Annotated in this window: 25 protein-coding genes, 2 tRNA genes and 1 riboswitch; of the genes, 10 read left to right on the top strand and 17 right to left on the bottom strand. The window is 73.0% G+C overall.

The features are described from left to right. Nucleotides 1-2 precede the first annotated feature (2 nt). Nucleotides 3-1,937 carry an HAD-IIIC family phosphatase gene (locus ACZ79I_RS36285; protein ID WP_471503461.1) on the bottom strand — a complete coding sequence of 645 codons (1,935 nt, stop codon included), beginning with the start codon at nucleotides 1,935-1,937 and terminating at the stop codon, nucleotides 3-5. Between the two features lie 178 nt (nucleotides 1,938-2,115). Here ACZ79I_RS36285 and ACZ79I_RS36280 point away from each other — a divergent pair, with 178 nt between their 5' ends. Further along, complete coding sequence (locus ACZ79I_RS36280) at nucleotides 2,116-3,375, top strand: FAD-dependent oxidoreductase (RefSeq protein WP_471503459.1); 1,260 nt, start codon at nucleotides 2,116-2,118, stop codon at nucleotides 3,373-3,375. 239 nt (nucleotides 3,376-3,614) lie between these two features. Here ACZ79I_RS36280 and ACZ79I_RS36275 read toward each other — a convergent pair whose 3' ends face one another. From ACZ79I_RS36275 to ACZ79I_RS36260, 4 genes are all read right to left on the bottom strand, one after another. Then, entirely contained in the window at nucleotides 3,615-4,868 is a 1,254-nt protein-coding gene (locus ACZ79I_RS36275) for a cytochrome P450 (RefSeq protein ID WP_471503457.1), read from the bottom strand. Between the two features lie 201 nt (nucleotides 4,869-5,069). Beyond that, nucleotides 5,070-5,483 carry a DUF4260 family protein gene (locus tag ACZ79I_RS36270; RefSeq protein WP_471503455.1) on the bottom strand — a complete coding sequence of 138 codons (414 nt, stop codon included), beginning with the start codon at nucleotides 5,481-5,483 and terminating at the stop codon, nucleotides 5,070-5,072. A 155-nt stretch (nucleotides 5,484-5,638) separates the two neighbouring features. Continuing rightward, nucleotides 5,639-6,412 (bottom strand): thioesterase II family protein, encoded by a 774-nt coding sequence (locus ACZ79I_RS36265; RefSeq protein ID WP_471503453.1) that lies wholly within the window; start codon nucleotides 6,410-6,412, stop codon nucleotides 5,639-5,641. Between the two features lie 109 nt (nucleotides 6,413-6,521). Continuing rightward, nucleotides 6,522-7,322 (bottom strand): AfsR/SARP family transcriptional regulator, encoded by an 801-nt coding sequence (locus ACZ79I_RS36260; RefSeq protein WP_471503451.1) that lies wholly within the window; start codon nucleotides 7,320-7,322, stop codon nucleotides 6,522-6,524. 245 nt (nucleotides 7,323-7,567) lie between these two features. Here ACZ79I_RS36260 and ACZ79I_RS36255 point away from each other — a divergent pair, with 245 nt between their 5' ends. After that, nucleotides 7,568-7,816 (top strand): DUF6059 family protein, encoded by a 249-nt coding sequence (locus ACZ79I_RS36255; protein ID WP_471503449.1) that lies wholly within the window; start codon nucleotides 7,568-7,570, stop codon nucleotides 7,814-7,816. Nucleotides 7,817-7,925: 109 nt separating this feature from the next. Here the strand turns inward: ACZ79I_RS36255 and ACZ79I_RS36250 are convergent. Then, nucleotides 7,926-7,999 (bottom strand) — tRNA-Pro (locus ACZ79I_RS36250). 99 nt (nucleotides 8,000-8,098) lie between these two features. Between ACZ79I_RS36250 and ACZ79I_RS36245 the strand changes: the two genes are divergently transcribed. Beyond that, on the top strand, nucleotides 8,099-8,623 hold the full coding sequence (locus ACZ79I_RS36245; protein ID WP_471503447.1) for a DUF309 domain-containing protein: 525 nt from the start codon (nucleotides 8,099-8,101) through the stop codon (nucleotides 8,621-8,623). 57 nt (nucleotides 8,624-8,680) lie between these two features. After that, nucleotides 8,681-9,469, top strand: a complete 789-nt coding sequence (cobF, locus tag ACZ79I_RS36240; protein WP_471503445.1) for a precorrin-6A synthase (deacetylating) — start codon at nucleotides 8,681-8,683, stop codon at nucleotides 9,467-9,469. A 123-nt stretch (nucleotides 9,470-9,592) separates the two neighbouring features. Here cobF and ACZ79I_RS36235 read toward each other — a convergent pair whose 3' ends face one another. Further along, nucleotides 9,593-10,339, bottom strand: a complete 747-nt coding sequence (locus ACZ79I_RS36235; protein ID WP_471503443.1) for a cobalt-precorrin-6A reductase — start codon at nucleotides 10,337-10,339, stop codon at nucleotides 9,593-9,595. A 107-nt stretch (nucleotides 10,340-10,446) separates the two neighbouring features. Here ACZ79I_RS36235 and ACZ79I_RS36230 point away from each other — a divergent pair, with 107 nt between their 5' ends. Then, complete coding sequence (locus ACZ79I_RS36230) at nucleotides 10,447-11,259, top strand: HAD-IIA family hydrolase (RefSeq protein ID WP_471503441.1); 813 nt, start codon at nucleotides 10,447-10,449, stop codon at nucleotides 11,257-11,259. On the opposite strand, the gene ACZ79I_RS36225 is transcribed toward ACZ79I_RS36230, so the two are convergent. Beyond that, nucleotides 11,241-12,014 carry a sulfite exporter TauE/SafE family protein gene (locus ACZ79I_RS36225; RefSeq protein ID WP_471503439.1) on the bottom strand — a complete coding sequence of 258 codons (774 nt, stop codon included), beginning with the start codon at nucleotides 12,012-12,014 and terminating at the stop codon, nucleotides 11,241-11,243. The genes ACZ79I_RS36230 and ACZ79I_RS36225 overlap by 19 nt on opposite strands. Nucleotides 12,015-12,124: 110 nt before the next feature. After that, complete coding sequence (locus tag ACZ79I_RS36220; RefSeq protein WP_471503437.1) at nucleotides 12,125-13,312, bottom strand: thiolase family protein; 1,188 nt, start codon at nucleotides 13,310-13,312, stop codon at nucleotides 12,125-12,127. A gap of 148 nt (nucleotides 13,313-13,460) precedes the next feature. On the opposite strand from ACZ79I_RS36220, the gene ACZ79I_RS36215 reads away from it, so the two are divergent. From ACZ79I_RS36215 to gndA, 5 genes are all read left to right on the top strand, one after another. Continuing rightward, nucleotides 13,461-13,718 carry a WhiB family transcriptional regulator gene (locus ACZ79I_RS36215; protein ID WP_471503435.1) on the top strand — a complete coding sequence of 86 codons (258 nt, stop codon included), beginning with the start codon at nucleotides 13,461-13,463 and terminating at the stop codon, nucleotides 13,716-13,718. A 338-nt stretch (nucleotides 13,719-14,056) separates the two neighbouring features. Next, nucleotides 14,057-14,395: a DUF3140 domain-containing protein gene (locus tag ACZ79I_RS36210; protein WP_471505441.1), complete on the top strand. Its 339-nt coding sequence runs from the start codon at nucleotides 14,057-14,059 to the stop codon at nucleotides 14,393-14,395. 25 nt (nucleotides 14,396-14,420) lie between these two features. Continuing rightward, nucleotides 14,421-15,059 (top strand): endonuclease, encoded by a 639-nt coding sequence (locus ACZ79I_RS36205; RefSeq protein WP_471505438.1) that lies wholly within the window; start codon nucleotides 14,421-14,423, stop codon nucleotides 15,057-15,059. Nucleotides 15,060-15,672: 613 nt separating this feature from the next. Continuing rightward, nucleotides 15,673-15,764, top strand: a riboswitch (TPP riboswitch). A gap of 170 nt (nucleotides 15,765-15,934) precedes the next feature. Continuing rightward, the gene (gene thiD / locus ACZ79I_RS36200; RefSeq protein WP_471503433.1) at nucleotides 15,935-16,732 is read left to right on the top strand and encodes a bifunctional hydroxymethylpyrimidine kinase/phosphomethylpyrimidine kinase; all 798 of its coding nucleotides are present in this window, start codon (nucleotides 15,935-15,937) and stop codon (nucleotides 16,730-16,732) included. Nucleotides 16,733-16,941: 209 nt separating this feature from the next. Beyond that, nucleotides 16,942-18,381 (top strand): NADP-dependent phosphogluconate dehydrogenase, encoded by a 1,440-nt coding sequence (gene gndA / locus ACZ79I_RS36195; RefSeq protein WP_471503432.1) that lies wholly within the window; start codon nucleotides 16,942-16,944, stop codon nucleotides 18,379-18,381. A 242-nt stretch (nucleotides 18,382-18,623) separates the two neighbouring features. On the opposite strand, the gene ACZ79I_RS36190 is transcribed toward gndA, so the two are convergent. The 8 genes from ACZ79I_RS36190 to tdh form a co-directional block, all read right to left on the bottom strand. After that, nucleotides 18,624-19,244 (bottom strand): GntR family transcriptional regulator, encoded by a 621-nt coding sequence (locus ACZ79I_RS36190; RefSeq protein WP_471505435.1) that lies wholly within the window; start codon nucleotides 19,242-19,244, stop codon nucleotides 18,624-18,626. 415 nt (nucleotides 19,245-19,659) lie between these two features. Next, nucleotides 19,660-19,733 (bottom strand) — tRNA-Pro (locus tag ACZ79I_RS36185). A 126-nt stretch (nucleotides 19,734-19,859) separates the two neighbouring features. Further along, entirely contained in the window at nucleotides 19,860-20,219 is a 360-nt protein-coding gene (locus ACZ79I_RS36180; RefSeq protein ID WP_471503431.1) for an MmcQ/YjbR family DNA-binding protein, read from the bottom strand. A 30-nt stretch (nucleotides 20,220-20,249) separates the two neighbouring features. Further along, on the bottom strand, nucleotides 20,250-20,792 hold the full coding sequence (locus ACZ79I_RS36175; RefSeq protein ID WP_471503430.1) for a GNAT family N-acetyltransferase: 543 nt from the start codon (nucleotides 20,790-20,792) through the stop codon (nucleotides 20,250-20,252). Continuing rightward, nucleotides 20,789-21,445, bottom strand: coding sequence for a helix-turn-helix domain-containing protein (locus ACZ79I_RS36170; protein WP_471503429.1), 657 nt, complete (start codon nucleotides 21,443-21,445; stop codon nucleotides 20,789-20,791). The genes ACZ79I_RS36175 and ACZ79I_RS36170 overlap by 4 nt, the downstream gene beginning before the upstream one ends. Before the next feature lie 50 nt (nucleotides 21,446-21,495). Further along, nucleotides 21,496-22,401, bottom strand: a complete 906-nt coding sequence (locus ACZ79I_RS36165) for a LysR family transcriptional regulator (RefSeq protein ID WP_471503428.1) — start codon at nucleotides 22,399-22,401, stop codon at nucleotides 21,496-21,498. 31 nt (nucleotides 22,402-22,432) lie between these two features. Next, nucleotides 22,433-23,626 carry a glycine C-acetyltransferase gene (locus ACZ79I_RS36160; RefSeq protein ID WP_471503427.1) on the bottom strand — a complete coding sequence of 398 codons (1,194 nt, stop codon included), beginning with the start codon at nucleotides 23,624-23,626 and terminating at the stop codon, nucleotides 22,433-22,435. Nucleotides 23,627-23,694: 68 nt separating this feature from the next. Then, nucleotides 23,695-24,723 (bottom strand): L-threonine 3-dehydrogenase, encoded by a 1,029-nt coding sequence (tdh, locus tag ACZ79I_RS36155; protein ID WP_471503425.1) that lies wholly within the window; start codon nucleotides 24,721-24,723, stop codon nucleotides 23,695-23,697. Nucleotides 24,724-24,883 lie beyond the last annotated feature (160 nt).

The following is a 24,883-nucleotide window of genomic DNA, read 5'->3' as shown; positions in this document are numbered from 1 at the left end:
GGTCATCTCGCGGCGTTCCCGAAGCCCGCGTCGAGGGCCACGTGCCCGGGCACGTCGGGCAGCCGGGTGAGCGGGTGCCGGAACTCGACCGTGCCGTCCGCCGATTCGGCGACCCGCTCGAAGCCGAGCGACGGGTAGAAGTCGCGCACCTTGTGGTTCTTGGCGGTGGGCCGGTAGCTCGCGCGTACTTCGGCCGCACCCGAGTCCACGGCGTGCTCCAGCAGCGCGGCGATCGTGGCCTGCTCGATGCCGCGGGCGAAGACCCGGCAGCTGAGCAGCATGTTGTCGATGCGCAGGGCCTCGTCCTGCCGGTGTGCGAAGAGGGCGCCGACGACCCCGTTGTCACCGAAGCGGTCGCGGGAGCGCACGGCCAGCACCAGGTGGCCCGGCGAGTCGAGCCGCTCACGGACGTCGGACGGCTGGAGCCGGCGGGTGGTGAGGTTGAACTGGTTGGTGCGCAGGGTGATCTGGGCGACCCTGGCCACTTCGTGGTCGCGTACCGGGGCGATCTCGACCTCGACGCCGAGGGCGCGCAGGTACTCCTCCATCGAGCCGGTGGTCTGCTGGAGGTCCTGCCGTTCCGCCTCCTGGCGGTACTGCACGGCGCGGCCCCGGTCCTCGGTCGTCAGTTCCCTTACGTCGAACCAGCCGTCGGCGAGCAGCCGGTCGATGTGCAGCGCCGGTTCCTCGTCGAGACCGATCACGGCGATCTCGGGGAGCGAGGACGCCACCAGGCCCCGTTCGAAGGGCGAGTCGTCGGCGAAGACGAAGCTGTCGGTACCGAGGTTGAGCCGGGCGGCGATGTCCCGGATGTTGCCGTCCTTGGGTTCCCAGTCGGCGCTGATCCGGACGAAGTCGGCCTCGCGCAGGGTCATGTCGGGGTGGTCGCGGAGCACGTCGAGCACCGGCTCGCGGTCGTTCTTGCTGCACACCGCGAGCAGCACGCCCTGGCCGCCGATCTGCTTGACCACCCGCTGGAACCGGCCGAAGGCCTCACCCCGGTAGGTGGTGGCGGCTGCGATGCCGTCGGGCCCGTCGTCGCCGAGGATGCCGTCCCAGAGGGTGTTGTCGAGGTCCAGGACGAGGAGCTTCTTGGCCCTGCCGCGCAGCGCCCGCAGCAGATGGCCCGCCTCGCGCGCGTACCGCGCGAGCACCTCCTCGCCGAGGTGCGCCTTGGCGTAGGCGGCGAGCCGGGGGTCGCGGACCGGTCCGCCCTCGGCCACCAGCGGCTCCAGGTCGACGATGTGCAGCCGCGGGTGCGCGGCCGCGAGCCGCAGCAGCCCGGCGTTGAACTCGCGCCAGACGGCGGACAGTTCGGTGCGGGAGCGATGGTCGACCAGTTGGTGGGTGTGGGTGCGCAGCAGCGGCAGGGTGTTGAGCACCAGGGTGCCGGTGCCGTGCTCGTCGTAGTGGGCGGCGAGCCGGTCGAGGAGCTCCAGTTTGGCGGCGGCGGTCCTGGCGACGTCCTCCGGGCCCCAGGGCAGGGGCAGTTCGTCGAAGACGATCTGGGCGTCGAGGAGGCAGAGGGTGAGTTCGGTGCCGGGCGCGTAGACGTCGCTGCCGGTGTCCCGCAGATCGCGCTGCCAGGAGTCGTAGTCGCCGGTCTTGACACGCGACGGGATGCCATGGCGGGCCAGTTCGGCGGTGAGCGGTGCCGTCAGCCCGTCGAGCGTGCCGTGTCCGGTGACGGCGACGGTGGCGGGCACCACGGTGGGATGCCGCTGTGCGACGTCCTCGGGGGCGACCTTGGCGAGCAGTCGGCCCGCGCGCGCGAGCAGGCTGAACGCGTCGTCGGACTGGGCGAGTTCAGCGAGGAGTCCGGACACCGACGGGTACTCGTCGGCGAGCCTCTTCTCGCCGTGCAACGCGCGCAGCCGGTCCAGGGGGCCGGCGGGCGCGGTGTGCCCCGGGCCGGACGTCTTCACTGCTGTGCTCACGGTCTGTTCGCCTCTCTGCCGGAGCGGGCGGGCTGTCCGGAGCTTCGGCCCCGGCCCTAAAGACGGGCTTGCGCCCGGGGCCCGTCCCCGGTGGCACGCGGTGCCCCGCAAGAGGTGCTTTAGGCGAGGTGCGGACCATCGGCGGACCATGACCTCGTCCCGAAAGGCAGCAGTGACGATGACAACTGAGCTGACCGCAGAGGTATGCGTGGTCGGGGGAGGCCCGGCGGGGCTCACGCTGGCCGTGGAACTCGCCAAGCGTTCGGTGTCCGTCGTGGTCCTGGAGCAGAGCGGCCACTTCGACCGGTCGTTCCGGGGCGAGTCGGTCTCCCCCGACTCGGTGTGGCTGCTCGACCGGCTGGGCGTGCTCGACCGGCTCGAGGGCGCCTACCAGCAGATGCACCGCATGGAGATCGTCGACTCCGGCAGCACGGTGCTGCGCGCCGACTTCCGGCGCTTCCCGTACCCGCACCCGTATCCGGTGGAGATGCCCCAGCCCGCTCTGCTGTCGGCCCTGGCCGGGCTCGGTCAGGAGGAGTACTCGGACCACTTCACCCTGGTGCGCCGGGCGACGGTGAACCGCCTGGTGCGTGCCGGGGGTGACAGCGGTCCGGTCAAGGGGGTGACGGCGCGCACCCCGGAGGGCGAGATCACGGTGCGGGCGGCCCTCACGGTGGGTGCGGACAGCCGGTTCAGCAAGGTCCGCGAGATGTCGGGCCTGACGTACACGAAGCTGCCGCTGGACCGTGACGTGGTGTGGCTGAAGCTGCCGTTCCCGCCCGAGTGGGACGACCGTACGTATCGCATCCGGATCAACGGCGATCAGCACGGGCTGTTCATCCCGACCCGCCCGGACAGTGTGCGCGTCGGCTTCAACATCCCCAAGGGCGGGCTGAAGGAACTGCGCGCCCAGGGCCTGCCCGCGCTGTACGAGCGGCTGGACCGGCTCGCTCCCGAGCTGTCCGGGTCGGTGCGCAGCGAGATCCGCTCCTGGTCCGACACCACACTGCTGGACATCTTCACCGCGCTGGTGCCGCGCTGGTCCATGCCGGGCCTGGTCCTGATCGGCGACGCCGCGCACACACTGACGCCGATCCTCGGACAGGGCGTCAATCACGCGATCATCGACGCGGTGACACTGGCCCCGCTGGTGCGCGACGCGTTCGACCAGGGCGGGAGCGAGGCCGCGCTGCTGCGGGCGAGCGAGGCGTTCCAGCGGTCGCGGGAGGCGTCCGTCGACAAGTCGCGCGGTCTGCAGCTGCGGCAGGAGCGGCTGTTCGCCCTGCACGGCGCAGGCGGTGTCTTCCGCCGCTCGCTGTACCGGGTGGTCGATCAGAGCCAGAAGCTGAAGGAGAAGGTGCTGGGAGGCGCGTACTTCCAGCTGCAGAAGCCCGGGCCGCACGCCGTGGAGGCGCAGTCGCCCGCCACCCGCGTGTGACCGGTCTGCCCGGAGACCGCTGAGGGGGCCGGGCGCACCGCGCACGGCCACGGCCCGCACGAAGCGTACGGGCCGTGGTCTTCGTCGTGCCCGCCCCCGGGGCCGGCCGCCCCGCCGGGGTGGGCCCTTCCCCGGCCGCCGTACCGGGCGGGAGAGGGCGGGGGCCGTCCCGGACGGGCCTGTCGTGCCGCCGCCCGGCCGTCATCAGGTGACGGCCGGGCGGCGCTCTGCCGGGTCCGTCACCAGGTGACGGGCAGCCGGGTCAGGCCGTGCACCATCATCCCGGTCGTCAGCTCCAGGGCATCGACCTCCTCCGCGAGCCGCAGGCCCGGGAAGCGGTTCAGCAGCGACGAGATGACGATCTGCAGCTCCGCCCTGGCCAGCGCGGCGCCCAGGCAGAAGTGCGGGCCGTGGCCGAACGCGAGGTGGTGGACGGCGTCGGGCCGGGTGGGGTCGAACTCGTCCGCCGACGCACCGGCGAAGCGCGCGGGGTCCTGATTGGCGGAGCAGACCGCGGCCAGGACGGCGCTGCCCTCGGGGATGACGGTGCCGCCGACCTCGACGTCCTCCAGGGTGATCCGCAGCGGGCCTCCGTCACCGATCGGGTTGACGCGCAGCAGCTCCTCGATGGCGTGGTCGATCATCTCGGGGTGCGCGCGCAGCGTGGCCATGTGCTCCGGATGGCGCAGCAGGGTCAGGACCATCTTGCCGATCATGCTGACGGTGGTCTCGTGGCCGGCGACGAGGATGGTCGCCGCCATGACGATCAGCTCGTACTCGTTGAGGCTGCCCTCCTCGTCGTGGGCGGCGACGAGCGCCCCCATCAGGTCGTCCGTCGGCTCCTCCCGCTTGCGCTTGACCAGTGCCGCCAGGTACTCGATCATCTGCTGGCGCTGAGCGGCGGTCTCCTCCGGGGTGTGCGCGGTCAGCGAGACGAAGGCGTCCGACCACTCGCGGAACCGGTCGCGGTCCTCGAAGGGCACACCGAGCAGCTCGCAGATCACCATCACCGGCAGCGGGAAGGCCAGGGCCGTGTTGAGGTCGACCGGCCCGTCGAGCTTCTCCATGGCGTCCAGAAGACCGTCGGTCAGCTCCTGGATCCGGGGACGCATGTTCTGCACGCGGCGGGCGGTGAACACGCGGGAGACGAGCCTGCGCAGCCGGGTGTGCTCGGGCGCGTCCGTGGTGAACAGGCTGCCCGGAACGGGAGGTGTGGCGGTGAGCTGCGGCGCGCCGGGGGCGATGGTGGCGGCCCGGCTGAACCTGGCGTCCGCGAGAACGGTGCGCACATCGTCGTAGCGGGTCACCACGTAGCCCTCGTCGCCGCTGGGCAGCCGAACGTGGGCGACGGGGCACTTGGCCCTCAACTCTTCGTAGACGGGGGGCACTTCGACGGCGGAAGGGCGGTGGAACGGGTAGTCCAGTATGGGCCGGACGGTCTCCGGCCCGTCGTGCGTCGTCTCCGTCGTATCCGTTGTGTCCGTCGTTTCCATGCGTTTCCTCCGGCAACCGGTGCTCAGCGGGTACTTGTATGCGGCGGTCCGGGTGTCCGACGCGCGGCGAGAGTCGCTGTCGGGGGACCCGGACGAGCCTCGCAGCACGGGCTTGCGCGGGACCAAAGCGCCGCGGACGCGGAACGGCCCACGTCCCTTCCGGGGGACGGTGGGCCGTCGTCGTGCCGTCGTTGCCGTGGGTCAGCGCTGCCAGCCTTCAGCGGTGCGCAGGCCGAACCCGAAGGCCCGGTCGGAGGCGATGTGCTGCATCCAGGCCAGGCCGAAGGTGAACAGGGGGACGGCGACGCCCGGGGAGTCGGGCACCAGGCAGGTGAGCATGACGGCGAGGGCCACTGCGGGCCGGTGCACGAGGTTGTAGACCGGAACGGTCTTCCGGGGCAGTTGGCCGTGCCCGTGCGGGCCGGAGGCACCGACGAGGAACGACAGGTCGGGTGCGACGACACCGGTGACCGCCGCGACGATCACCCATCCGCCGTGCTTCACCGCCTCGAGCACGACCCAGATCAGCAGGAGGGCGGACAGCAGCCCCCAGGCGACCCGGGCCGGCCGTGAGGCCGAGCTCCGGACGGCGCCCTCCGCGGCGTCGTGTGTCACGGGACGTGCTCCTTTCGCGGTGGATCCGCACACAGTTCGGGGCGGCACCCGGCCGGGGGCGGCCGACGCCGCCGCGGGGGTGCCGGCAGGGGCCCGGCATGACCCGGGAAGGGCCGAAACGTGAGATTCTCACGCCCCGGCCGCCGTGCCGGCCTTCAGACCCCGACCCGCTCGGTGGCGTACCGGCGTGTCAGGGATGCCAGTTCACGCAGGAAGGCGTCTTCGTCCGACTTGACGAAGAAGTGCCCGCCGGACATCGTACGCACTTCGCATCCGCGCCCCGCGTGCCGCCGCCAGGAGAGCATCTCGGGCACGGTGACCAGCCGGTCCCCGCGTCCCGCGAACAGGTGCAGCGGTACCTGCAGCGGCTCGGTGTGCGCGGCGACGCTGCCGAGGCACAGCCGGAGGTCGTCGCGGGCCACCGGGAGCAGCACGGAGAGGAACTCCGGATGGTCGAGCAGCGCCTGCGGGATGCCGCCGAGTTCCACCAGGGCGGCGACGAGTTCCTCGTCCGCGGCGTCCGGGTCGGCGATCGGCGGGGCCGGCAGGTGCGGGGCGCGGTAGGCGCTCAGCACGAGCGCCCGGGGCAGGGCCGCGCCGCGCCGCTGCCGCCGCCGGGCGAGCGAGTACGCGATGAGCGCCCCCATGCTGTGCCCGTAGAGGATGTGGGGCTCGCCCAGCTCGTCGTCGAGCTGAGCGTCCAGGTCGTCGATGAGGGCGTCCAGATCGGTGAACCTGGGTTCGTTGATCCGTCCCTCGCGGCCGGGCAGCTGCACGGGCATCACCCGTACTCCGGCGTCATGGGCGTCGAGGCCACGCTGCCACCGCCGGTACGCCGAGGCTCCGCCCCCCGCGTACGGAAAGCAGAACAGCCGTGTCGCGGGGCCCGGTTCGTGGTCCGGGCGCCTCCAGGACAGGTATCGCGTCATGGTGCTCCGTCTCGGTTCCGTCCAGGGGATGAGCGGTCCGGCCGGGTCCGCGGTACGTCGGTGCCCGGGCGCCGGCCGGCCGGCGCGGCCCCCATAGTGCGCGGGACCGCTAAAAGGCCGCCAAACTCGGCACGGTGACGTCGAGCTGGGGATCGGCGGCCAGGATCGCGCGGTGCAGCTGCTGGACGCGCAAGGAGGGCTCTATCCCTAGCTCTTCGACGGTCGACGCGCGTAGCTTGCGAAAAATTTCGAGCGCCTGCCACGAGCGTCCACACCGGTAGAGCGCCAGCATCAGCAGGGCGTGCAGGCTCTCCTGCAGCGGGAACTGCTCGGTGAGCGCGAGGAGTTCGCCGATCACCTCGGCGTGCCGGCCGAGCCGCAGGTCCGCGGTGATCCGCCCCTCCAGCGCGGAGCGCCGTGTCTCCTCCAGCCGCAGGAGCTCCACGCGCAGCGCGGGTCCGATGCGTACGTCGGCCAGCACCGGCCCGCGCCACATGGCGAGCGCCTGCCCCAGCAGCTTCGCAGCGGTCTCGTCGTCACCGCCGGCCAGAGCGCGCAACCCGCGGCCGGTCAGCTGCTGGAAGACGTCGGCCTCCATGACGGGCGCGGGCAGATTCAGCGCGTACCCGGTGTAGCCGCGGCTCAGCACCTCTTTCGCGGTGCACTCGCGCTCCGGTCCCAGGGCGAGGGCGATGGCCCGGCGGAGCTGCTTGACATAGGTCTGCACCACACCCGCGGGCCCGCTGGGGGGGCTCGCGTCCCACAGCTCCTCGGTCAGGGTCGTCACATTCACGTCCCAGCCCGCATTGACCGCCAGCAGCGCAAGCATCTGGCGCGGCTTGGCCGCGCTCGGCACCACGGAGGTGCCGTCGATGCGTACCACGAGCGGCCCGAGAACGCCGATCTCCATGCCACTGCTCCTTCCGCCTGCCGGAACATTGGCACGTTGCCGCCCGTGACGACACTTAGCCGATCATGATTTCGGCCGGGAAATTTGTTGCCTCGGGATATGAAATTTTCATGCCGTGCCGTTGGGCCGTGCCACAACCCGCCTTTTAGCGGCGCTTCAGGGCGAGCGGTGACCATGGGTGCCGACCGGGGGGGCGCCCGGGGACGGCCTCGGGGCTGGCCCCGAACGGAAGAGGAGGGGGCGGGATGAGGGTGAGGCTCTGGCTCGGCAGGGCCAACGCCGTCGCACTGAAGCTGTTCCTCCAGCTCGGCGGCATCGGCGCCTTCACCGTCGGGCCGCTGCCCGGCGTCCACTACCCCTACCCCGGCCCGGACCTCGCTCCGCAGGGCCCGCCGGCCGGGCACCCGGAGCGGTACTGCACCACCCCGCCGAGCCGCGTCGAGCGGGAGCTGTGGGCGGCACTCGGCATCGACGTGGGGCGAACGGAAAGGTGACGCCCCGCCACCTCACCGCCGAACGCGCGGCACCGGCCGCCTGGCCCGCCGACGCGTGAGGGGCGCTCCGAAGAGCGCCCCTCAGCTGCGAGATTCATCGATCTCTACGTCGGGACGACAGGATTTGAACCTGCGACCCCTTGACCCCCAGTCAAGTGCGCTACCAAGCTGCGCCACGTCCCGTTGCGCTTCCCGCGGTGTTCCGCGTGATCGCGCAACAGCACTTTACCCCACGACGCGGGCTGCCTCGAAAAGGGCGGGGGACGCGGGACAATCGGGGGTATGAGCGACGCATCGGATGTCGGGTCGGGCCCGGACCGCGACCGGGACGCGGAGGGACGGGCCCGCAACGCACGGCCCCGGGACGGCCTGGGCCGGCCCCTGCCGTACGGTTCCCAGGGTGTGGCGCGGCAGCCGGAGGGCGTCGCGCGCAGCCCCGAGGACACCGTCGCCGAAGCCCAGGCCCTGCTCGACGCCGGGCTGCCGTTCCATGCGCACGAGGTCTTCGAGGACGCCTGGAAGTCGGGGACCGACGAGGACCGCGCCCTGTGGCGCGGGCTCGCCCAGCTGGCGGTCGGTCTCACGCACGCGGCCCGCGGCAACGCGACCGGCGGCGCCCGGCTGCTGCGGCGCGGCGCGGGGGCCGTCGAGGAGTGGGCGGCCGGGGCGGACCGGTCCAGTCCCTACGACATCGAGGTGGGGGAACTGGTGGCCTGGGCAAGGGAACTGGCCGCGGTCCTGGAGCGGGACGCGGCCGGTGTCGACGCGCGGGCGTGGGCGCCCCGGCTGCGCGGGAAGCGGCCCTAGGGCGGGCAGAGGCAGGGGCGTGCGCGGGCTGTCGGTGGCGTACGGCAGACTCTCGGTGTGCGAAGGATTCATGTCATCGGCATCGGGGCGGGCGACCCCGACCAGCTCACCCTGCAGGCGGTCAGGGCGCTGAAGAGCACGGATGTGTTCTTCATCCTCGACAAGGGCGAGGTGAAGTCGGACCTCGTGGGGCTCCGCCGTGACATCCTCGACACGCACCTGCCCAAGGGGACGTACCGCCTGGTCGAGGCCCGCGACCCCGAGCGCGACCGGGCCGCGGGCGGCACCGCCTACTCCCCCGCCGTCGGCGACTGGCGCTCGGCGCGCGCCGACGTCTACGAGCGGTTGATCGCACGGGAGCTGGGCGAGGACGAGAGCGGTGCGTTCCTGGTGTGGGGCGACCCCGCGCTGTACGACAGCACGCTCGGCATCCTCGAGGAGATCCTGGACCGGGGCACGGTGACGTTCTCGTACGAGGTCGTGCCCGGTATCAGCAGCGTCTCGGCCCTCGCCGCCAGGCACCGCACCGGGCTCAACCGAGTGGGCCGGCCCGTCCAGATCACCACGGGCCGCAGGCTCGCGGACGGCTTCCCCGAGGGCGCCGACGACGTCGTCGTGATGCTCGACGCCCACCAGACCTTCCGGCAGTACGCGGACCAGGACATCGACATCTACTGGGGCGCGTACATCGGCACACCGGACGAGATACTCGTCTCCGGCCCCCTGGCGGAGGCGGCCGAGCGGATCGGGCGGCTGCGCGCGGAGGCCCGCGAGCGCAAGGGCTGGATCATGGACACGTATCTGCTGCGCAGACATCCGCGGGACCCGGGCGGCCCCGCCGCGTAGCGGCACCGCCCGCGCGCACCGCCGACGCCCGGACCCCGGCGGTCGCCCGGCACGGCGGTACGCCGGCACCCGGCGCCGCCCGATGTCCCACACCGTCGGCCGGTGCCGGATCCGGCGCGGCTGTCACCGGGGGCCGAACCCCAGCAGGGACAGCGCCGCGGACACGTCCGGCACCGCCGTCACCCCCTCGGGCAGGGGCGGGCGGCGCACGACGACCACGGGGAGCCCGAGGCTCCGGGCGGCCGTGAGCTTGGCCGCCGTCGCCGCTCCCCCGCTGTCCTTGGTCACGAGCACGTCGATGCGGTGCTCGCGCAGCAGCGCGGCCTCGCCGTCGACCGTGAAAGGCCCGCGGGCCAGCAGCACTTCCGCGCCCGGCGGCAGGGGCGGCCCGGGCGGCTCCACCGACCGCACCACGAAGTGCAGCTCCGTCAGGTGCGCGAAGGCGGCGAGCCCCAGCCGGCCGGTGGTGAGGAAGACACGCGGGCCGAGCGGCGGGAGCAGGGTCGCGGCCTCGGCGAGCGAGGCCGCCTCCTGCCAGCGGTCGCCGGGCCCGGGGCTCCAGCCGGGCCTGCGCAGTACCACGGCGGGGACGCCGGTGGCCGCCGCGGCCCGCGCCGCGTTCGCCGTGATGCCGGCGGCGAACGGATGCGTGGCGTCCACCATCGCGTCGACGCGGTGGTCGCGCAGCCAGGCGGCCAGCCCCTCCGCGCCGCCGAAGCCCCCGACGCGCACGTCGCCGTCGAGCGTTCCCGGCCGGCTCACCCGTCCGGCCAGGGAGGTGGTCACCCGCACGCCGGGGCGGGACATGAGCGACGCGGCGAGTTCGCGGGCCTCGGTGGTGCCGCCGAGGACCAGGATGTGCGGGGGCATGACGTCGAGGCTACGGGGCGTCCGCACCCGCCCTCGCGGAGGCCCGGCGGACGCGCGGGGCCGAGGAGGTCTCGGCGCCCCGGCACGGCGCTCGTTATCGTCCTGGCATGGATTCCGTGCGTGCGGTGCTCATCGACATCGACGGTGTTCTCACCGTTTCATGGCAGCCCCTGCCGGGCACGGTCGAGGCACTGCGGGAGATCCGCGACTCCGGTCTCGCCGTCGCGCTGCTCACCAACACGACCTCCCGCACCCGCGCGTCGATCGCCGGGGCCCTCTCCGCGGCCGGTTTCCCCGTGACCGCCGAGGACATCCTCACCGCGCCCGCGGTCACCGCCGCCCACCTCGCCGAGCACTGTCCGGGCGCGCGGTGCTGGCTGCTCAACAGCGGTGACATCCGGGAGGATCTCGTCGGTGTCGACCTCGTCGACGGCTCCGGCGCCGTCCCCGACGTCGTGATCGTCGGCGGCGCCGGTCCCGAGTTCGGCTACGAGGCGCTCGACCGCGCCTTCGGCCATCTCCAGCAAGGGGCGCGGCTGGTCGCCATGCACCGCAACCTCTACTGGCGCACCGAGCGAGGGCTGCAACTGGACTCGGGGGCGTTCCTGCTCGGGCTGGAGAAGGCCGCGCGCACGGAGGCCGAGGTCACCGGAAAGCCGTCGCCCGCGTTCTTCGAGGCGGCGCTGGCCCACCTCGGGGCGGACGCCGGCCGGACGCTGATGGTCGGCGACGACATCGAGTCCGACGTCCTCGCGGCCCAGCGCGCCGGGATCACCGGGGTCCTCGTGAAGACCGGCAAGTACCTGCCGCAGACCCACCGGGACGCGAGCGGCGAGCCCCACCACGTCCTCGACTCCTTCGCGGACCTCCCCGCGCTGCTCCGGCGCCCGCCCGGCCGCGTTCAGCGCAGCAGCAGCTGAATCGCGCCGAGCACCGTGGCCGCGATCACCAGGTGCTCGAAGAGTCGCTGGTTGATCCGGTTCACCGCCCACCTGCCGATGACCGCGCCCGGCACCACGAACACCGCGAGCGCCGCGTCCAGCAGCAGTGAGCGACCGTCGATCAGGCCGAGGCCGGCGCTGAAGGGCACTTTGGAGACGTTGACGATCAGGAAGAAGAAGGCGGAGGTGCCGAGGAAGCCCAGTTTGCGGAAGCCCGCGGACAGGAGGTACATCGACATCACGGGACCGCCCGCGTTCGCGACCATCGTGGTGAAGCCGCCGAGGACGCCGTAGGAGCGGGCCTTGAGCCGCCCGGCGCGTGTGGTCACCGAGTCGGGTTCGTCCTCCTGGCCGGCGCTGCGGCGGCGCCAGACCGTGACCGCCGCCATCAGCAGCAGGATCGCGCCGATCGACGTCCGTACGACGGCGTCGTCGGCCCACACCAGGAACAGCGTGCCGAGCACGACACCCCCGGCGACCGCCGGGAACAGACGCCACAGGGTGGGCCAGTGGGCGTGCCGCCGGTAGGTGAGGACGGCGAGGACGTCGCCGACGATCAGCACGGGCAGCAGGACACCGGTCGAGGCGCGGGCGGGCAGCACGGCCGCGAAGATCGCCAGGCTGACCGTGTTGGCGCCGCTCACCGCGGTCTTGGAGAAGCCGACGAGCATCGCCGCGGCGGCCAGCGCGGCGAACCCCCACAGGGATATGTCCCAGAGCGTCATCGTGTTCATGCGGGGACCGATGCTATGTCCATGCATCTGGCCGCGTAAGGAGTGTCTCGCCACGTGGCCCCGCGACGGCCCGGCCCCGGCCGGGATCGCCTCGGCCTCCCGGAGGCCCTCTAGCGCCGTTCGACCAGCACCGTGCTGCCCTGCCCGACCCCCACGCACATGGTCGCGAGTCCGCGGCGGGAGCCGGTGCGGCGCATGCGGTGCAGCAGGGTCGTCAGGATGCGTGCGCCGGAGCAGCCGAGCGGATGGCCGAGTGCGATGGCGCCGCCGGTCGGGTTGACCAGCTCGGGGTCGAGGCCGAGGCGGTCGACACAGGCGAGGGACTGGGCGGCGAACGCCTCGTTGAGCTCGGCCTCCTGGATGTCGCCGATGCTCCAGCCGACGCGCGCGAGGGCCTTCTGGGTGGCTGGCACGGGGCCGATGCCCATGACGTCCGGGTGGACGCCGGCCGAGGCACCGGCGACGTAGCGGCCCAGGGATTCGAGCCCGAGCTCGTTCAGCGCCTCCTCGCTGACGAGGAGGAGTCCGGCCGCGCCGTCGTTCATGGGCGAGGCGTTGCCCGCCGTGACCGTGCCGCCGTCGCGGAACACCGGCTTCAGGCGGGCCAGTTTCTCGTACGAGGTGTCCTCGCGCACGCTTTCGTCGGCGGTCACCACGACACCGTCGGGGCGGGTCACGGGCAGGAGTTCGTCGTCGAAGCAACCGTTCTTGCGGGCGTCCGCGGCCTGCCGGTGGCTGCGCAGCGCGAACTCGTCCTGGCGTTCGCGCGGCACGCCGTACCGCTCGGCCACCTCCTCGGCGGTCTCCCCCATGGCCAGCAGGCCGTGGAGGTCCTTCATCGCCGGGTTGACCAGGCGCCAGCCCAGGCGGGTGTCCGCGGTCTCGATCCGGTGCGGCAGGGCCTCGTCGGGCCTGGGCAGCACGAAGGGGGCGCGGCTCATGGACTCGGAGCCACCCGCCACCACGATGTCGGCCTCGCCCGCCGCGATGGCGCGGGCGGCGGTCGTCACCGCCTCCAGGCCGGAGGCGCACAGCCGGTTGACCGTGGCACCCGGCACGGACTCGGGCAGGCCGGCGAGCAGCACGGCCATCCGGGCGACGTTGCGGTTGTCCTCACCGGCCTGGTTGGCGGCTCCCCAGTAGACGTCGTCGATGCGGGCCGGGTCGAGGGCCGGCACGTCGGCGATCAGGCCGCGGATCACCGTCGCGGCCAGGTCGTCGGGCCGTACGGAGGCCAGGGCGCCGCGCAGCTTTCCGATGGGGGTGCGACGGGCTGCCGCGAAGTGGACGGTACGCACGACGGGACTCCTGGTCGGACGACGAGACTTAATTAGCGCTGCTAGTTTTGGACTATAGACCGCCGCCGGGCGGCTGGGAAGATCCCGGACCCGGCTTCGCCGCCCTCGGCCTTGTTTCGCCCGATCCGTCCTGGGGACCCGGGCGCGCATGGAGTGGTTGCGGCATGCGGCATGCAGGGGCGAGGACCCCGAGCTGTTCTTCCCCGTCGGGACGACGGGGCCGGCCCTCGGCGACATCGCCGCCGCCAAACGCGTCTGCCGCCGCTGCCCCGTGATCGCCCGGTGCCTGGCCTGGGCGCTGAGCAGCGGGCAGACGGCGGGCGTGTGGGGTGGCACCGGCGAGGCGGAACGCGCCGATCTGCTGCGGACCATGAGAAGCCGAGCGGCACGGAGAAGCGCACGATGACGGTGGCGCCGGCCGCGCGGGCGACCGCGACCGCGATGCCGCCGGACGGCCGTCCGGAGACCGTCGCGTCCGCCATCCGCCCGCCGGGCGTGACGGCGGGACCGCTGCGGGACGCCGGGGTGGTGGGGCTGCCGGCCAAGTCCCCGCGTGCCGCGACCGGGCGGCTGCGCGGACGTATCGAGGCCGCCGGGAGACCGGATCCGGTCGTCCGGGCCCTGCTGACCGGCCTCACCGCCGAGGGAGAGAAGCAGCGCTGGACGGCCGGCCGGGCACTGGCCGCCCGAGGGCTGAACCGCCGCCGCTGGGCACGCCCGCCGAGCACGGAGAAGGAGTACGCCATGACCGACGCCCTGGAACTGGACGCGCTGTGGGACGAGTTCCACCGCGTGGTGAACATGACCTCCCCGGAGCCGGCGGCCTGGCTGCGGGTCCGGGACGCCGACGAGGAGACCGAACCGCTGCCCGAACGGGCGGGCACCCCGACCGGGCGGCATGTCCTCGCGATCCTGCAGAAGCGGCGCACGGATCTCACGGACGACGACCTCCGCGTCATGCGGGACGTCGTGGAGAGCGTGACCGCCGAGCGGGACACGGAGAACGAGCCCGAGGCCGACGAGGACCGGCGGCGCCACCGTCTGATGACGCTCGGCCACGACCCGCTCAAGCCGCCGCGGTGAGGCCGTCGTGACCCGCACGAACGACATGGCCGGCGTCGTCCGGGAACTCGTCGCCGAGCACGGACGCACCTACGCCGAGGAGGCGGGCATCCGGCTCAAGGACACGCCGCAGCCGCTCTACCGGCTGCTGCTGATGGCCCTGCTGCTGAGCGCCCGCATCCGCGCGTCGGTCGCCCTCGCCACGGCACGCGCGCTGCACGACGCGAACCTCAGCGATCCGCGCCGCATGGCCGGGTCCGGTTGGCAGGAGCGCGTCGACGTCCTGGGGCGGGGCGGCTACCGGCGCTACGACGAACGGACGGCGACCCAGCTCGGCAACGGCGCCGAACTGCTGCAGCAGCGCTGGGGCGGCGACCTGCGGCGCCTGCGGAAGGAGGCCGGCGGGGACGTCGCGGTCCTGCGCCGGCTGCTCCAGGAGATACCGGGGATGGGGCCGGCCGGTGCGGACATCTTCCTGCGCGAGGCGCAGCGGGTCTGGCCGGAGGTGGCCCCCTACCTGGATGCCAAGGCCCTGTCGGGGGCGGGGCGGCTCGGGCTGCCCGAAGACCCGGAGAGGCTGCTGGAGCTCGCCGGGGACACCGAACCCGCCGTGCTGGCCGCCGCCTTGGTGCGTGCGGCACTGGACCGGAAGCTGGCGGAGGACGTGCTGGAGCACGCCGCCTGAAGCGCGTCACGCAGTGCGGCACGGGACCCCGAGAGCGGGGTCCGGGCCCCGCCCCGGGGGCATCTGCAGCGCCCCCACGCCCCGCGGGCCGGGCAGGACGGCGACCGGCGGGCGGCTCGGCCCGAGCACGCCGCGTTCGTCACCCCCGACGGGCTGGTGCTCTCCGGGCCACGACCCGTTCACCGCGCCGTCCGGCTGCACTTGCGCGACGTCCGGCTGGACCCGCGCGACATCCGGCAGGACCCGCGTGGCGTCCGGCTGGACCCACGCGACACCCGGCAGGACCCGCTTGGCATCCGGCTGGACCCACGCGACACCCGGCAGGACCCGCTTGGCATCCGGCTGGACCCACGCGACACCCGGCAGGACCCGCGTGGCGTCCGGCTGGACCCACGCGACACCCGGCAGGACCCGCTTGGCATCCGGCTGGCCCCGCTTGGCGTCAGGCTGGACCCGCGCGATGTCCGGCTGGACCCGCGCGATGTCCGGCTGGACCCGCAGCTCCGGTTTTCCAGCTCGGCGGCCGGTTCGGGCGGACCCCGGCGACCACTGCGACCTGCCGCGGCGGCCCTCCCGTGCGGCAGGTCCCCGGCCCCGGGTTAGTCTGTGCGCCGTACCGGACACGGGGTGCCCCTGCGGGCTGAGATCACACCCGTTGAACCTGAACCAGTTCGTACTGGCGGAGGGATGTCTTCCATGCCATCGGCGCATGTTTCCGGCGGTCTGGCCGCCGACGGCCCAGGGGCCGTCTTCGGGCAGCGCCCGGCCGCCCATACACCGCACGGCGCCCGCCTCGCGCACCGCGCGGCGTTCCCGGTGGTCCTCGCGCTCTGCGCCCCGCAGCGGTTGCGGCCCCGCCGGCGCGAGGCCCTCGTATGAGCGCCCCGTCCCGTGTCCTGACCATCGCCGGGTCCGACTCGGGCGGCGGTGCCGGGATCCAGGCCGATCTGAAGACCATGCTGGCGCTCGGCGCCCACGGGATGAGCGTGGTCACCGCGGTCACGGCCCAGAACTCCCGCGGTGTGCAGGGCGCTTGGGAACTGCCCGTGGAGGCGGTACGCGCGCAGTACCGCAGCGTCGTCGACGACATCGGCGTCCAGGCGGTCAAGACGGGGATGCTCGCCTCGCCCGCGCTGGTCACGGCGGTGGCCGAACTGCTCGCGGACGGGGCGGCCCCGGTCGTCGTGGACCCGGTGAGCGTCTCCAAGCACGGCGACCGGCTGCTCGCCGACGACGCGCTGGACGCCGTACGGACCCGGTTGCTGCCGCTGGCCACGGTGGCCACTCCGAATCTGGACGAAGTGGCGGAGCTGACCGGTGTCACCGTGACCGACGAGCCGGGTCTGCGCCGCGCGGCCGCGCGGCTGCTGTCGTACGGGCCCCGGTGGGTGCTGGTGAAGGGCGGGCATCTGCCGGGCGAGGCCGTGGACCTGCTCACCGACGGCCGCGAGGAGCACTGGCTGCGCGCTCCGCGCCACGACAACCGACACACCCACGGCACGGGCTGCACCCTCGCCTCCGCCGTCGCGGTCGGGCTCGCACAGGGCCTCGCGGTGCCCGAAGCGGTGCGACATGCCAAGGAGTACGTCACGGCGGCGATCGCGGCGGGGTTTGCCCTGGGATCCGGGATCGGACCGGTGGACCACGGGTGGCGGCTGCGGACAGGGGTGTGACGGCGGACGGCGGGTGCCGCGCTCCCCGGCGCCGGGACGGGAGCGGGCGGGGCCGCCGGTCCCGCGGACCGGGTGCCGCCCGGCGCGGTGAGCAACATCCGCCCCGCCGTCCGTACTCGATCGGTACAGCGGCACGAGCCGTACCGAGCGACATCCGCACCGTCCGCCGCACGCGCGGGCGCGCCGGATCCGGACCCAAGGAGCACAGCATGCAGGCGACCGCGCAGATCGGCGTCACCGGGCTCGCGGTGATGGGCCGCAACCTGGCCCGGAACTTCGCGCGACACGGGTACACCGTCGCCGTGCACAACCGCACCCCGGCCAGGACCAAGGCGCTGGTCGAGGAGTTCGGGCACGAGGGCGCGTTCGTGGCCGCCGGGAACGCCGAGGAGTTCGTGGCGGCGCTGGAGCGTCCCCGCCGCCTCATGATCATGGTGCAGGCGGGCGCGGCGACCGACGCCGTGATCGAGGAGTTCGCCCCGCTCCTGGAGCCCGGCGACATGATCATCGACGGCGGCAACGCCCACTTCGCCGACACCCGCCGCCGCGAGCGGTCGCTGCGCGAGCGCGGCATCCACTTCGTCGGCGCGGGCGTCTCGGGCGGCGAGGAGGGCGCGCTGCACGGGCCGAGCATCATGCCGGGCGGCTCGGCGGAGTCGTATGCCGCGCTCGGCCCGATGTTCGAGAAGATCAGCGCGAAGGTGGACGGCGAGCCGTGCGCGACCCATGTGGGCACCGACGGCGCCGGGCACTTCGTGAAGATGGTGCACAACGGCATCGAGTACGCGGACATGCAGCTGATCGGCGAGGCGTACGACCTGCTGCGCCAAGTGGCCGGGTTCTCCCCCGCGGCGATCGCCGAGATCTTCCGCGAGTGGAACAAGGGACGCCTGGACTCGTATCTGATCGAGATCACGGCCGAGGTGCTGTCCCATGTGGACGCGGCGACCGGCAGGCCGTTCGTGGACGTCGTCGCCGACGCCGCCGGCCAGAAGGGCACGGGGCGCTGGACCGTGCAGACCGCGCTGGAGCTGGGCTCCCCGGTGACCGCCATCGCCCAGGCCACCTTCGCCCGCGCGGCCTCCGGGCAGTCCGCACTGCGCGCCGCCTACCGGGGGCTGCCCGGCGGCACGGGCGCGGACCTGACGCCCTACGAGGCCGAGCGCTTCACCGCGCAGGTGGAGCAGGCCCTGTACGCCTCGAAGGTGATCGCCTACGACCAGGGCTGGAAGATGATCCTGGACGCCGCCGACGAGTTCGGCTGGAACATCGACCTCGGCGCGGTAGCGAGGATCTGGCGCGGCGGCTGCATCATCCGCGCGGCCTTCCTGGACCGCATCCGTGCCGCCTACGCCGCCGATCCGGGTCTGGTCAGTCTGCTGGCCGACGCCGGTTTCGCCGCGGAGATCGCGCAGGCGCAGGTGCCCTGGCGCGAGGTGATCGCCACCGCGGCCCGTCGCGGTGTGCCCGTGCCCGCGTTCTCGGCCGCGCTGTCGTACTACGACTCGCTGCGCGCGGACCGCCTGCCGGCCGCGCTGACCCAGGGCCAGCGCGACTACTTCGGCGCCCACACCTACCGGCGCGTCGACCGCGAGGGCAGCTTCCACACGCTCTGGGGCACGGCCGACCGCACCGAGACGGGAGCCTGAGCCCGGCGGGCACCGGTCGGCTGCCGGGCTTCCGGTGGGGAGCCCGGCAGCGAGGAGCCGGTGAGCCGGCCACGAGGCGTCCGGCGCACCCTCCGCGGGCCGGACGCCTGCCGCCCTCCGCGACGACCGGCGACCCGGCGTCCTCCGCGTCGGCGGCTCCCGCTCGCCGGTGGGCGCGCCGGACGCGTCGTGGCCCGGCCGGCGCCCCCGCCGTCACGAGCGGTTGAGCGCGCTCCGCGCGGTCAGCCGCCGGAGGACGACCTGGTCCGGTCGACCTCGGGGAGGATGCGCAGCACGCTGCGCAGGTGCGCGCGGGCGGCCTCCTCGGCGGCGTCGGCGTCATGGGCGCGGATCGCCTCGATGATGGCCAGGTGCTCCGGGAGCGACACCTTGGGCCTGCCGGGGTGCACCGCCAGCCGGAACTGATGGCGGACGTTCTGCGCGTTGAGGCGTTCCAGGGCCTGCGAGGCGGTGCGCTGGCCGCTGATCTCCCTGATGCGGCGGTGCAGCCGCTCGTTCAGCTCCGAATAGCCGAGCACGTCGCCGGACTCGACGGCCGCGGTCATGCTCTCGCCGATGCTCCGCAGCTCCTCGGAGTCCTCTTCGGTGATCCGTTCCGCCGCCCGGGCGGCGCACAGCCCCTCGATCACCATCCGGACCTCGGAGATCTCGATCGCCTCCTCCAGCGAGACCGCCCGCACCCGGGCGCCGCGGTTCTGGACGCGTTCGATCAGCCCCTCGTTGGCGAGGGAGAGCAGCGCGGCACGGACGCTGGCCCTGCTGGCGGAGAACTGCTCGGAGAGGTCCGCCTCCACCAGCCGCTGGTTCGGTACGAACTCGCCGCTGAGGATCGCCCGCCGGATCCCGGCGGCAACCGGGCCCTCCGGCGTTCCCGTGTCGTTCTCGCCCGGCTCCGCCGGCCGGCTGTCCCGTGCCCACCCTGTCGGCACTGTCTCACCCCTGGTCACTCACACATGGCAAATATTGGCAACAATGTGCGCAACAGTTCCATCTAATCATGGCCTCGCCGCGGGATTCGCCGGCCGCTGCCCGCTCAGGCCCCACGCCGACGCCGACGCCACCGTCTGCCGTGGAGAGGTCGCCTGACTTGGACTCAGTGTGCTGGCGGGCTCAGCGGGCCGGCACCGGCGACCGGGGAAGCGGGGATGACCCCGAGAGACCTCAGGGATGCCGGTCCGCTCTCCGCGACGGGTGCGCACATGACTCAGGGGCCCTCAGAAAAGAGCCCCTGACCTGGAAAAACATCCGACATCACTGTCGGGACGACAGGATTTGAACCTGCGACCCCTTGACCCCCAGTCAAGTGCGCTACCAAGCTGCGCCACGTCCCGTTGCCCGCCTGACCTGGGGTTTCCCCTGGCCGAACGCGCACAGAAACCATACCGCACTCGGGGCCCTGGTCGCGCACCCGTTGATGCGCCGGTCCCCCCGGGGTGCGGCGCCCCGCGCCGCCCGGGTCAGTCGCCGGCCGGCAGGCCCACACCCGGGTGGTGATCGAGGAGCCCGGGCGGGGCCGCCTGGCGCCAGGAGTCGGCGAGTACGTCCCGCAGCTCGGTCTCGTCCTCCAGGGCCGCGAGGCGTACGCGGACCCAGGCGAACTGCGCCTCATGACCAGCGATCCAGAACTTCTCGGGCTCCGCCAGCACCAGTTCGTCCCGCTCCTCCTTCGGGCAGCGCACCGCCATGGACGTCTCGTCCTCGGGGAGCGTGGCGAACATCTTCCCCGCGACCCGGAACGTGGGCATGCCCCAGGCGATCTTCTCCGTCGTGTCGGGCAGGGAGAGGGCGATACGGCGTACGTCTTCGGCATCCGGCATGTTCCGCACCGTAGCGAAGGCCACTGACAATCACTCCGCCGCTCGGCGGGCGAGGGCTCCCACGTGCTTGTAGAAGATGGTCGTGGGGTGCAGGGCGCCCGACGGCGTCACCGCGTAGTCCGGTATCGCCCCGATCCGGGTCCAGCCCGCCGCGGTGTACAGGGACTCGGCCGGGCTGCCGGTCTCCGTGTCCAGGTGGAGCAGGGTGATCCCGGCCTCGGCGGCCGCCCGCTCGGCGGTGCTCAGCAGCCTGCGGCCCAGCCCCTGGCCGCGAACGTCCCGATGCACCATGAGTTTGACCAGCTCGGCGCGGTGGCGGCCGTTCGGTCTGCCGGGGAAGGCGAGACCGACCGTGCCCGTCACCCGGTTCCCGGCCCGCGCCACCCACACCGCCAGAGCGCCGGTGCCGACCGCGGCCGCACGCTCCTTCCACCAGGCGACGGCCTCCGCCCGGTCGAGCGGTGCCAGGAAGCCGATCGAGGCCCCGCCGTGCACGGTGTCGGTCAGCAGATCCGCCAGCCCCTCGGCGTGGACGAGCACGTCGGGGCCGGTCAGCGGGGTGATCACGGTCATGGGAGCACCACCACCAGCGCGTACCGCACCTCGTCGGGCCCCGGGCAGTGGAACCGCGTGGGCCCCCACACCCGCAGCCGCAGGCAGTCACCGGCCACAAGCCGGTGCTCGACCTCCTGCGCGGTCACCTCCAGTGCCCCGTCGAGCACCCAGATGTGCTGTTCGAGTCCGGCCACGGGCGGCCGGTCGTACGCGATGTCGGCGCCCGGCGCGAGCCGCCCCTCGACGAGTTCGCCGCGCAGTCCCGGGTGGGGAGGGGAGACCGAACGCCGCACGAAGCCGGAGACCGGGTCCTCCCACACCGTCTGGTCGGCGGCGCGCATCAGCGCTGCGGGCTCTCCCTCGACCTCGCTCAGCAACCGGGACATCGTGCGGCCGTACACGCCGCACAGCCGGTTCAGCATCGCGGCCGTGGGGCTGATCTCGGCACGCTCGGCCCGGGACAGGGTCGAACGGCTCACCCCGCTGCGCTCCGCCAGCTCGCCCAGCGACCAGCCGCGCTCGGCCCGCAGCCCGGCCAGGCGTGCCGCCAGCCGGGCGTCGACGGGATCCAGAGCATCGCCTCCCGGGAGTCCGGGGACTCCCGGGACTCCCCGGGCTCCCGGGCTTCCTCCCGAACCTGCCGGCCTTCCCGCACTCCCGCTGCTTCCCATATCCGGGATGCTATCCCGGATTCGGGAGCGAGTGGTGCGTGCGGCTCGTCTCAGTCGGCCGTCGCCGCATCCGCCAGCGCATCCAGGACCGGGCGCATCAGCGGGTGCTCCTCGGCACCGCGGCGTACGGCGGCGAAGACGCGGCGCGTGGGGGCGACCCCGTCCACGGGGCGGACGACGACGCCCGTGAGATCCATGCCGCGCAGGGCCGAGCGCGGCACCAGGGCCACTCCCGCGCCGGCCGAGGCGAGCGCGACGACCGCGCGGAAGTCGTCGGAGGAGTGTTCGAGGCGTGGCTGGAATCCGGCGTGCTCGCAGGCCAGCACGACCACGTCGTGGCAGGGGTTGCCGGGGTAGGGGCCGATCCAGGGGTCCTTGGCCAGTTCGGCCAGGGGGACCTCGACCGCGCCCGCGAGGCGGTGGGTGACGGGCACGACCGCGTCGAAGGGCTCCGCGTACAGCGGGATGTGCGTCAGCCGGGGATCGTCCGCGCCGGGCGCGCCCCGGTACTCGACGGCGACCGCGACGTCGACCTGCCGGTCCAGGACCATCGGCAGGCTCGCGTCGCCCTCGGCGTCCTGGACGCGGACCCGGATGCCGGGTGCGCTGCGTGCGAGCCGGGCCAGCGCGGGGGCCACGACCAGGCCGATGCCCGTGGCGAAGGAGGCGAGGGTCACCGTGCCCGCCGAACCCGCGCCGTAGGCCGCCAGCTCCGCCTCGGCGCGCTCCAGCTGGGCGAGGACCAGGTGGGTGTGGGCGAGCAGGATCTCGCCGGCCGGGGTCAGCCGCACCCCTTTGGCGCTCCGCTCGACGAGCCGGTGACCGGTCTCCTGCTCCAGCGCGGCGAGCTGCTGGGACACGGCGGAGGGAGTGAGGTAGAGCGCGGCGGCGGCCGCCGTGACCGTGCGGTGGTCGGCCACCGCACGGAGGATGTGGAGCCGCCGCGCTTCGATCATGCGAACGATTATCGCAAGCCGCGGAGCGAGGTCAGCCGTCCAGTTCCGCCCGTGCCGCCACGAACGCGTCCACGGCGCGGTCCACGTCGTCCGTCGAGTGCGCGGCGGACAGCTGCACCCGGATGCGGGCCTGGCCCTGCGGGACCACCGGGTACGAGAAGCCGATGACGTAGACGCCGCGCTCCAGCAGCAGTTCGGCCATGCGTCCGGCCTTCGCGGCGTCACCGATCATGACCGGGGCGATGGCGTGGTCGCCGGGCAGGACGTCGAAGCCCTCTCCGGTCATACGGCGGCGGAAGAGAGCGGTGTTCTCGCGCAGCCGCTCGCGCAGGTCGCCCGCCGACTCCAGCAGGTCGAGCACCTTGAGCGAGGCGGCCGCGATCACCGGGGCAAGGGTGTTCGAGAAGAGGTAGGGCCGCGAGCGCTGGCGCAGCAGCGCGACGATCTCGGCGCGGGCCGCCACGTAGCCGCCGGAGGCGCCGCCGAGTGCCTTGCCGAGGGTGCCGGTGATGATGTCGACGCGGTCCATGACGCCGTGCAGTTCGGGGGTGCCGCGACCGCCGGGGCCGACGAAACCGACGGCGTGCGAGTCGTCGACCATGACCATGGCGCCATGACGGTCGGCGAGGTCGCAGATCTCACGCAGCGGGGCCACGTAACCGTCCATGGAGAAGACGCCGTCGGTGACGATCAGCTTGCGGCGGGCGCCCGCGGCCTCCTTCAACTGCCGCTCCAGATCGGCGGTGTCACGGTTGGCGTAGCGGAAGCGGCGGGCCTTGGACAGGCGGATGCCGTCGATGATCGAGGCATGGTTGAGGGCGTCGGAGATGACGGCGTCCTCGGGGCCGAGGAGGGTCTCGAAGACACCTCCGTTGGCGTCGAAGCAGGAGGAGTACAGGATCGCGTCCTCCTGGCCGAGGAACACGGAAAGCCGCGCCTCCAGTTCCTTGTGCACCTCCTGTGTGCCGCAGATGAAGCGCACGGACGCCATGCCGTAGCCCCAGCGGTCCAGTGCCTCGTGGGCGGCGGCGATCACCTCGGGGTGGTCGGCGAGGCCGAGGTAGTTGTTGGCACAGAAGTTGAGCACCTCGCCGGGGCGGCCGCCCGCGGTGACGTTCACGGTCGCGGACTGCGGGGTGCCGATGACGCGCTCCGGCTTGTGCAGCCCGGCGGCGCGGATCTCGTCGAGGGTGGCGCGCAGATCGTCGCGCACGGGGTCGAACATCGGAAAGCTCCTCGAAGTGCTTGCGCTGGAAGGGGGGTTACGGCGTTCCTGAGGTACGAGGCCCGGAGCTACGCGGTCCAGTCCAGGATGACCTTGCCGCCCTTGCCGCTCGCCGCGTCGGCGAACGCCTCCTCGTGGTCCCGGTAGCCGTACCTGCCGGTGATCACGGGGGCGAGGTCGAGCCCGCCCTCCAGCAGGACCGACATGGCGTACCACGTCTCGAACATCTCACGGCCGTAGATGCCCTTGATAGTGATCATGGAGGTCACGATCCGGGCCCAGTCGACGGGGAACTCCTGGGAGGGCAGTCCGAGCATGGCGATCCGGCCGCCATGGGTCATGTTGGCGAGCATGTCGCGCAGCGCCTCGGGGCGGCCGGACATCTCCAGGCCGATGTCGAAGCCCTCGCGCAGCCCCAGCTCCCGCTGGCCGTCGGCGATCGCGGCGGTGGAGACGTTCAGTGCGAGGCTGACGCCGATCTTGCGGGCCAGGTCCAGGCGCTCCTCGCTGACGTCGGTGATGACGACGTTGCGGGCGCCGGCGTGCCGGGCCACGGCGGCGGCCATCAGCCCGATCGGGCCGGCGCCGGTGATCAGCACGTCCTCACCGACCAGCGGGAAGGACAGCGCGGTGTGGACGGCGTTGCCGAACGGATCGAAGACGGCGGCGACGTCGAGGTCGACCGGGACCCGGTGCACCCACACGTTCGTGGCGGGCAGCGCCACGTACTCGGCGAACGCGCCGTCGCGTCCGACGCCGAGCCCGATCGTCGCCCGGCACAGATGACGGCGCCCGGCCAGACAGTTGCGGCACCTGCCGCACACCAGGTGGCCCTCGCCGCCGACCCGGTCGCCGGTCTTGATGTCCAGGACGTCCCGGCCGGTCGTGACGACCTCGCCGACGAACTCGTGCCCGACCACGAGCGGCGCCCGTACGGCCTGCTGCGCCCAGCCGTCCCAGGCCCGGATGTGCAGGTCGGTGCCGCAGATCCCGGTTCTGAGGACCTTGATCAGCACGTCACCCGGGCCGATCTGCGGCTCCGGGACGTCGACGAGCCGAAGCCCCGGTTCCGCCTTCTCCTTGACCAGCGCCTTCAACGCTACGGCTCCTGTGGGTGAGGTCCCGGGACAAGGCATGCCGAACAGGCCCGTACCGGGGAGAGGGGTGCGAAGTCCCTCAGGAATCTGCCGCATCAGGCGCCCCTGGTCCATCGAGGTTTTCTTAAGCGCTGCCGCAGCTTTCCTTCACGCCCCGCCG

This window comes from Streptomyces sp. PSU-S4-23, assembly GCF_055632315.1.
Note: the sequence above shows the minus strand (reverse complement) of the source record. Positions and strands in the feature narration are given on the sequence as shown.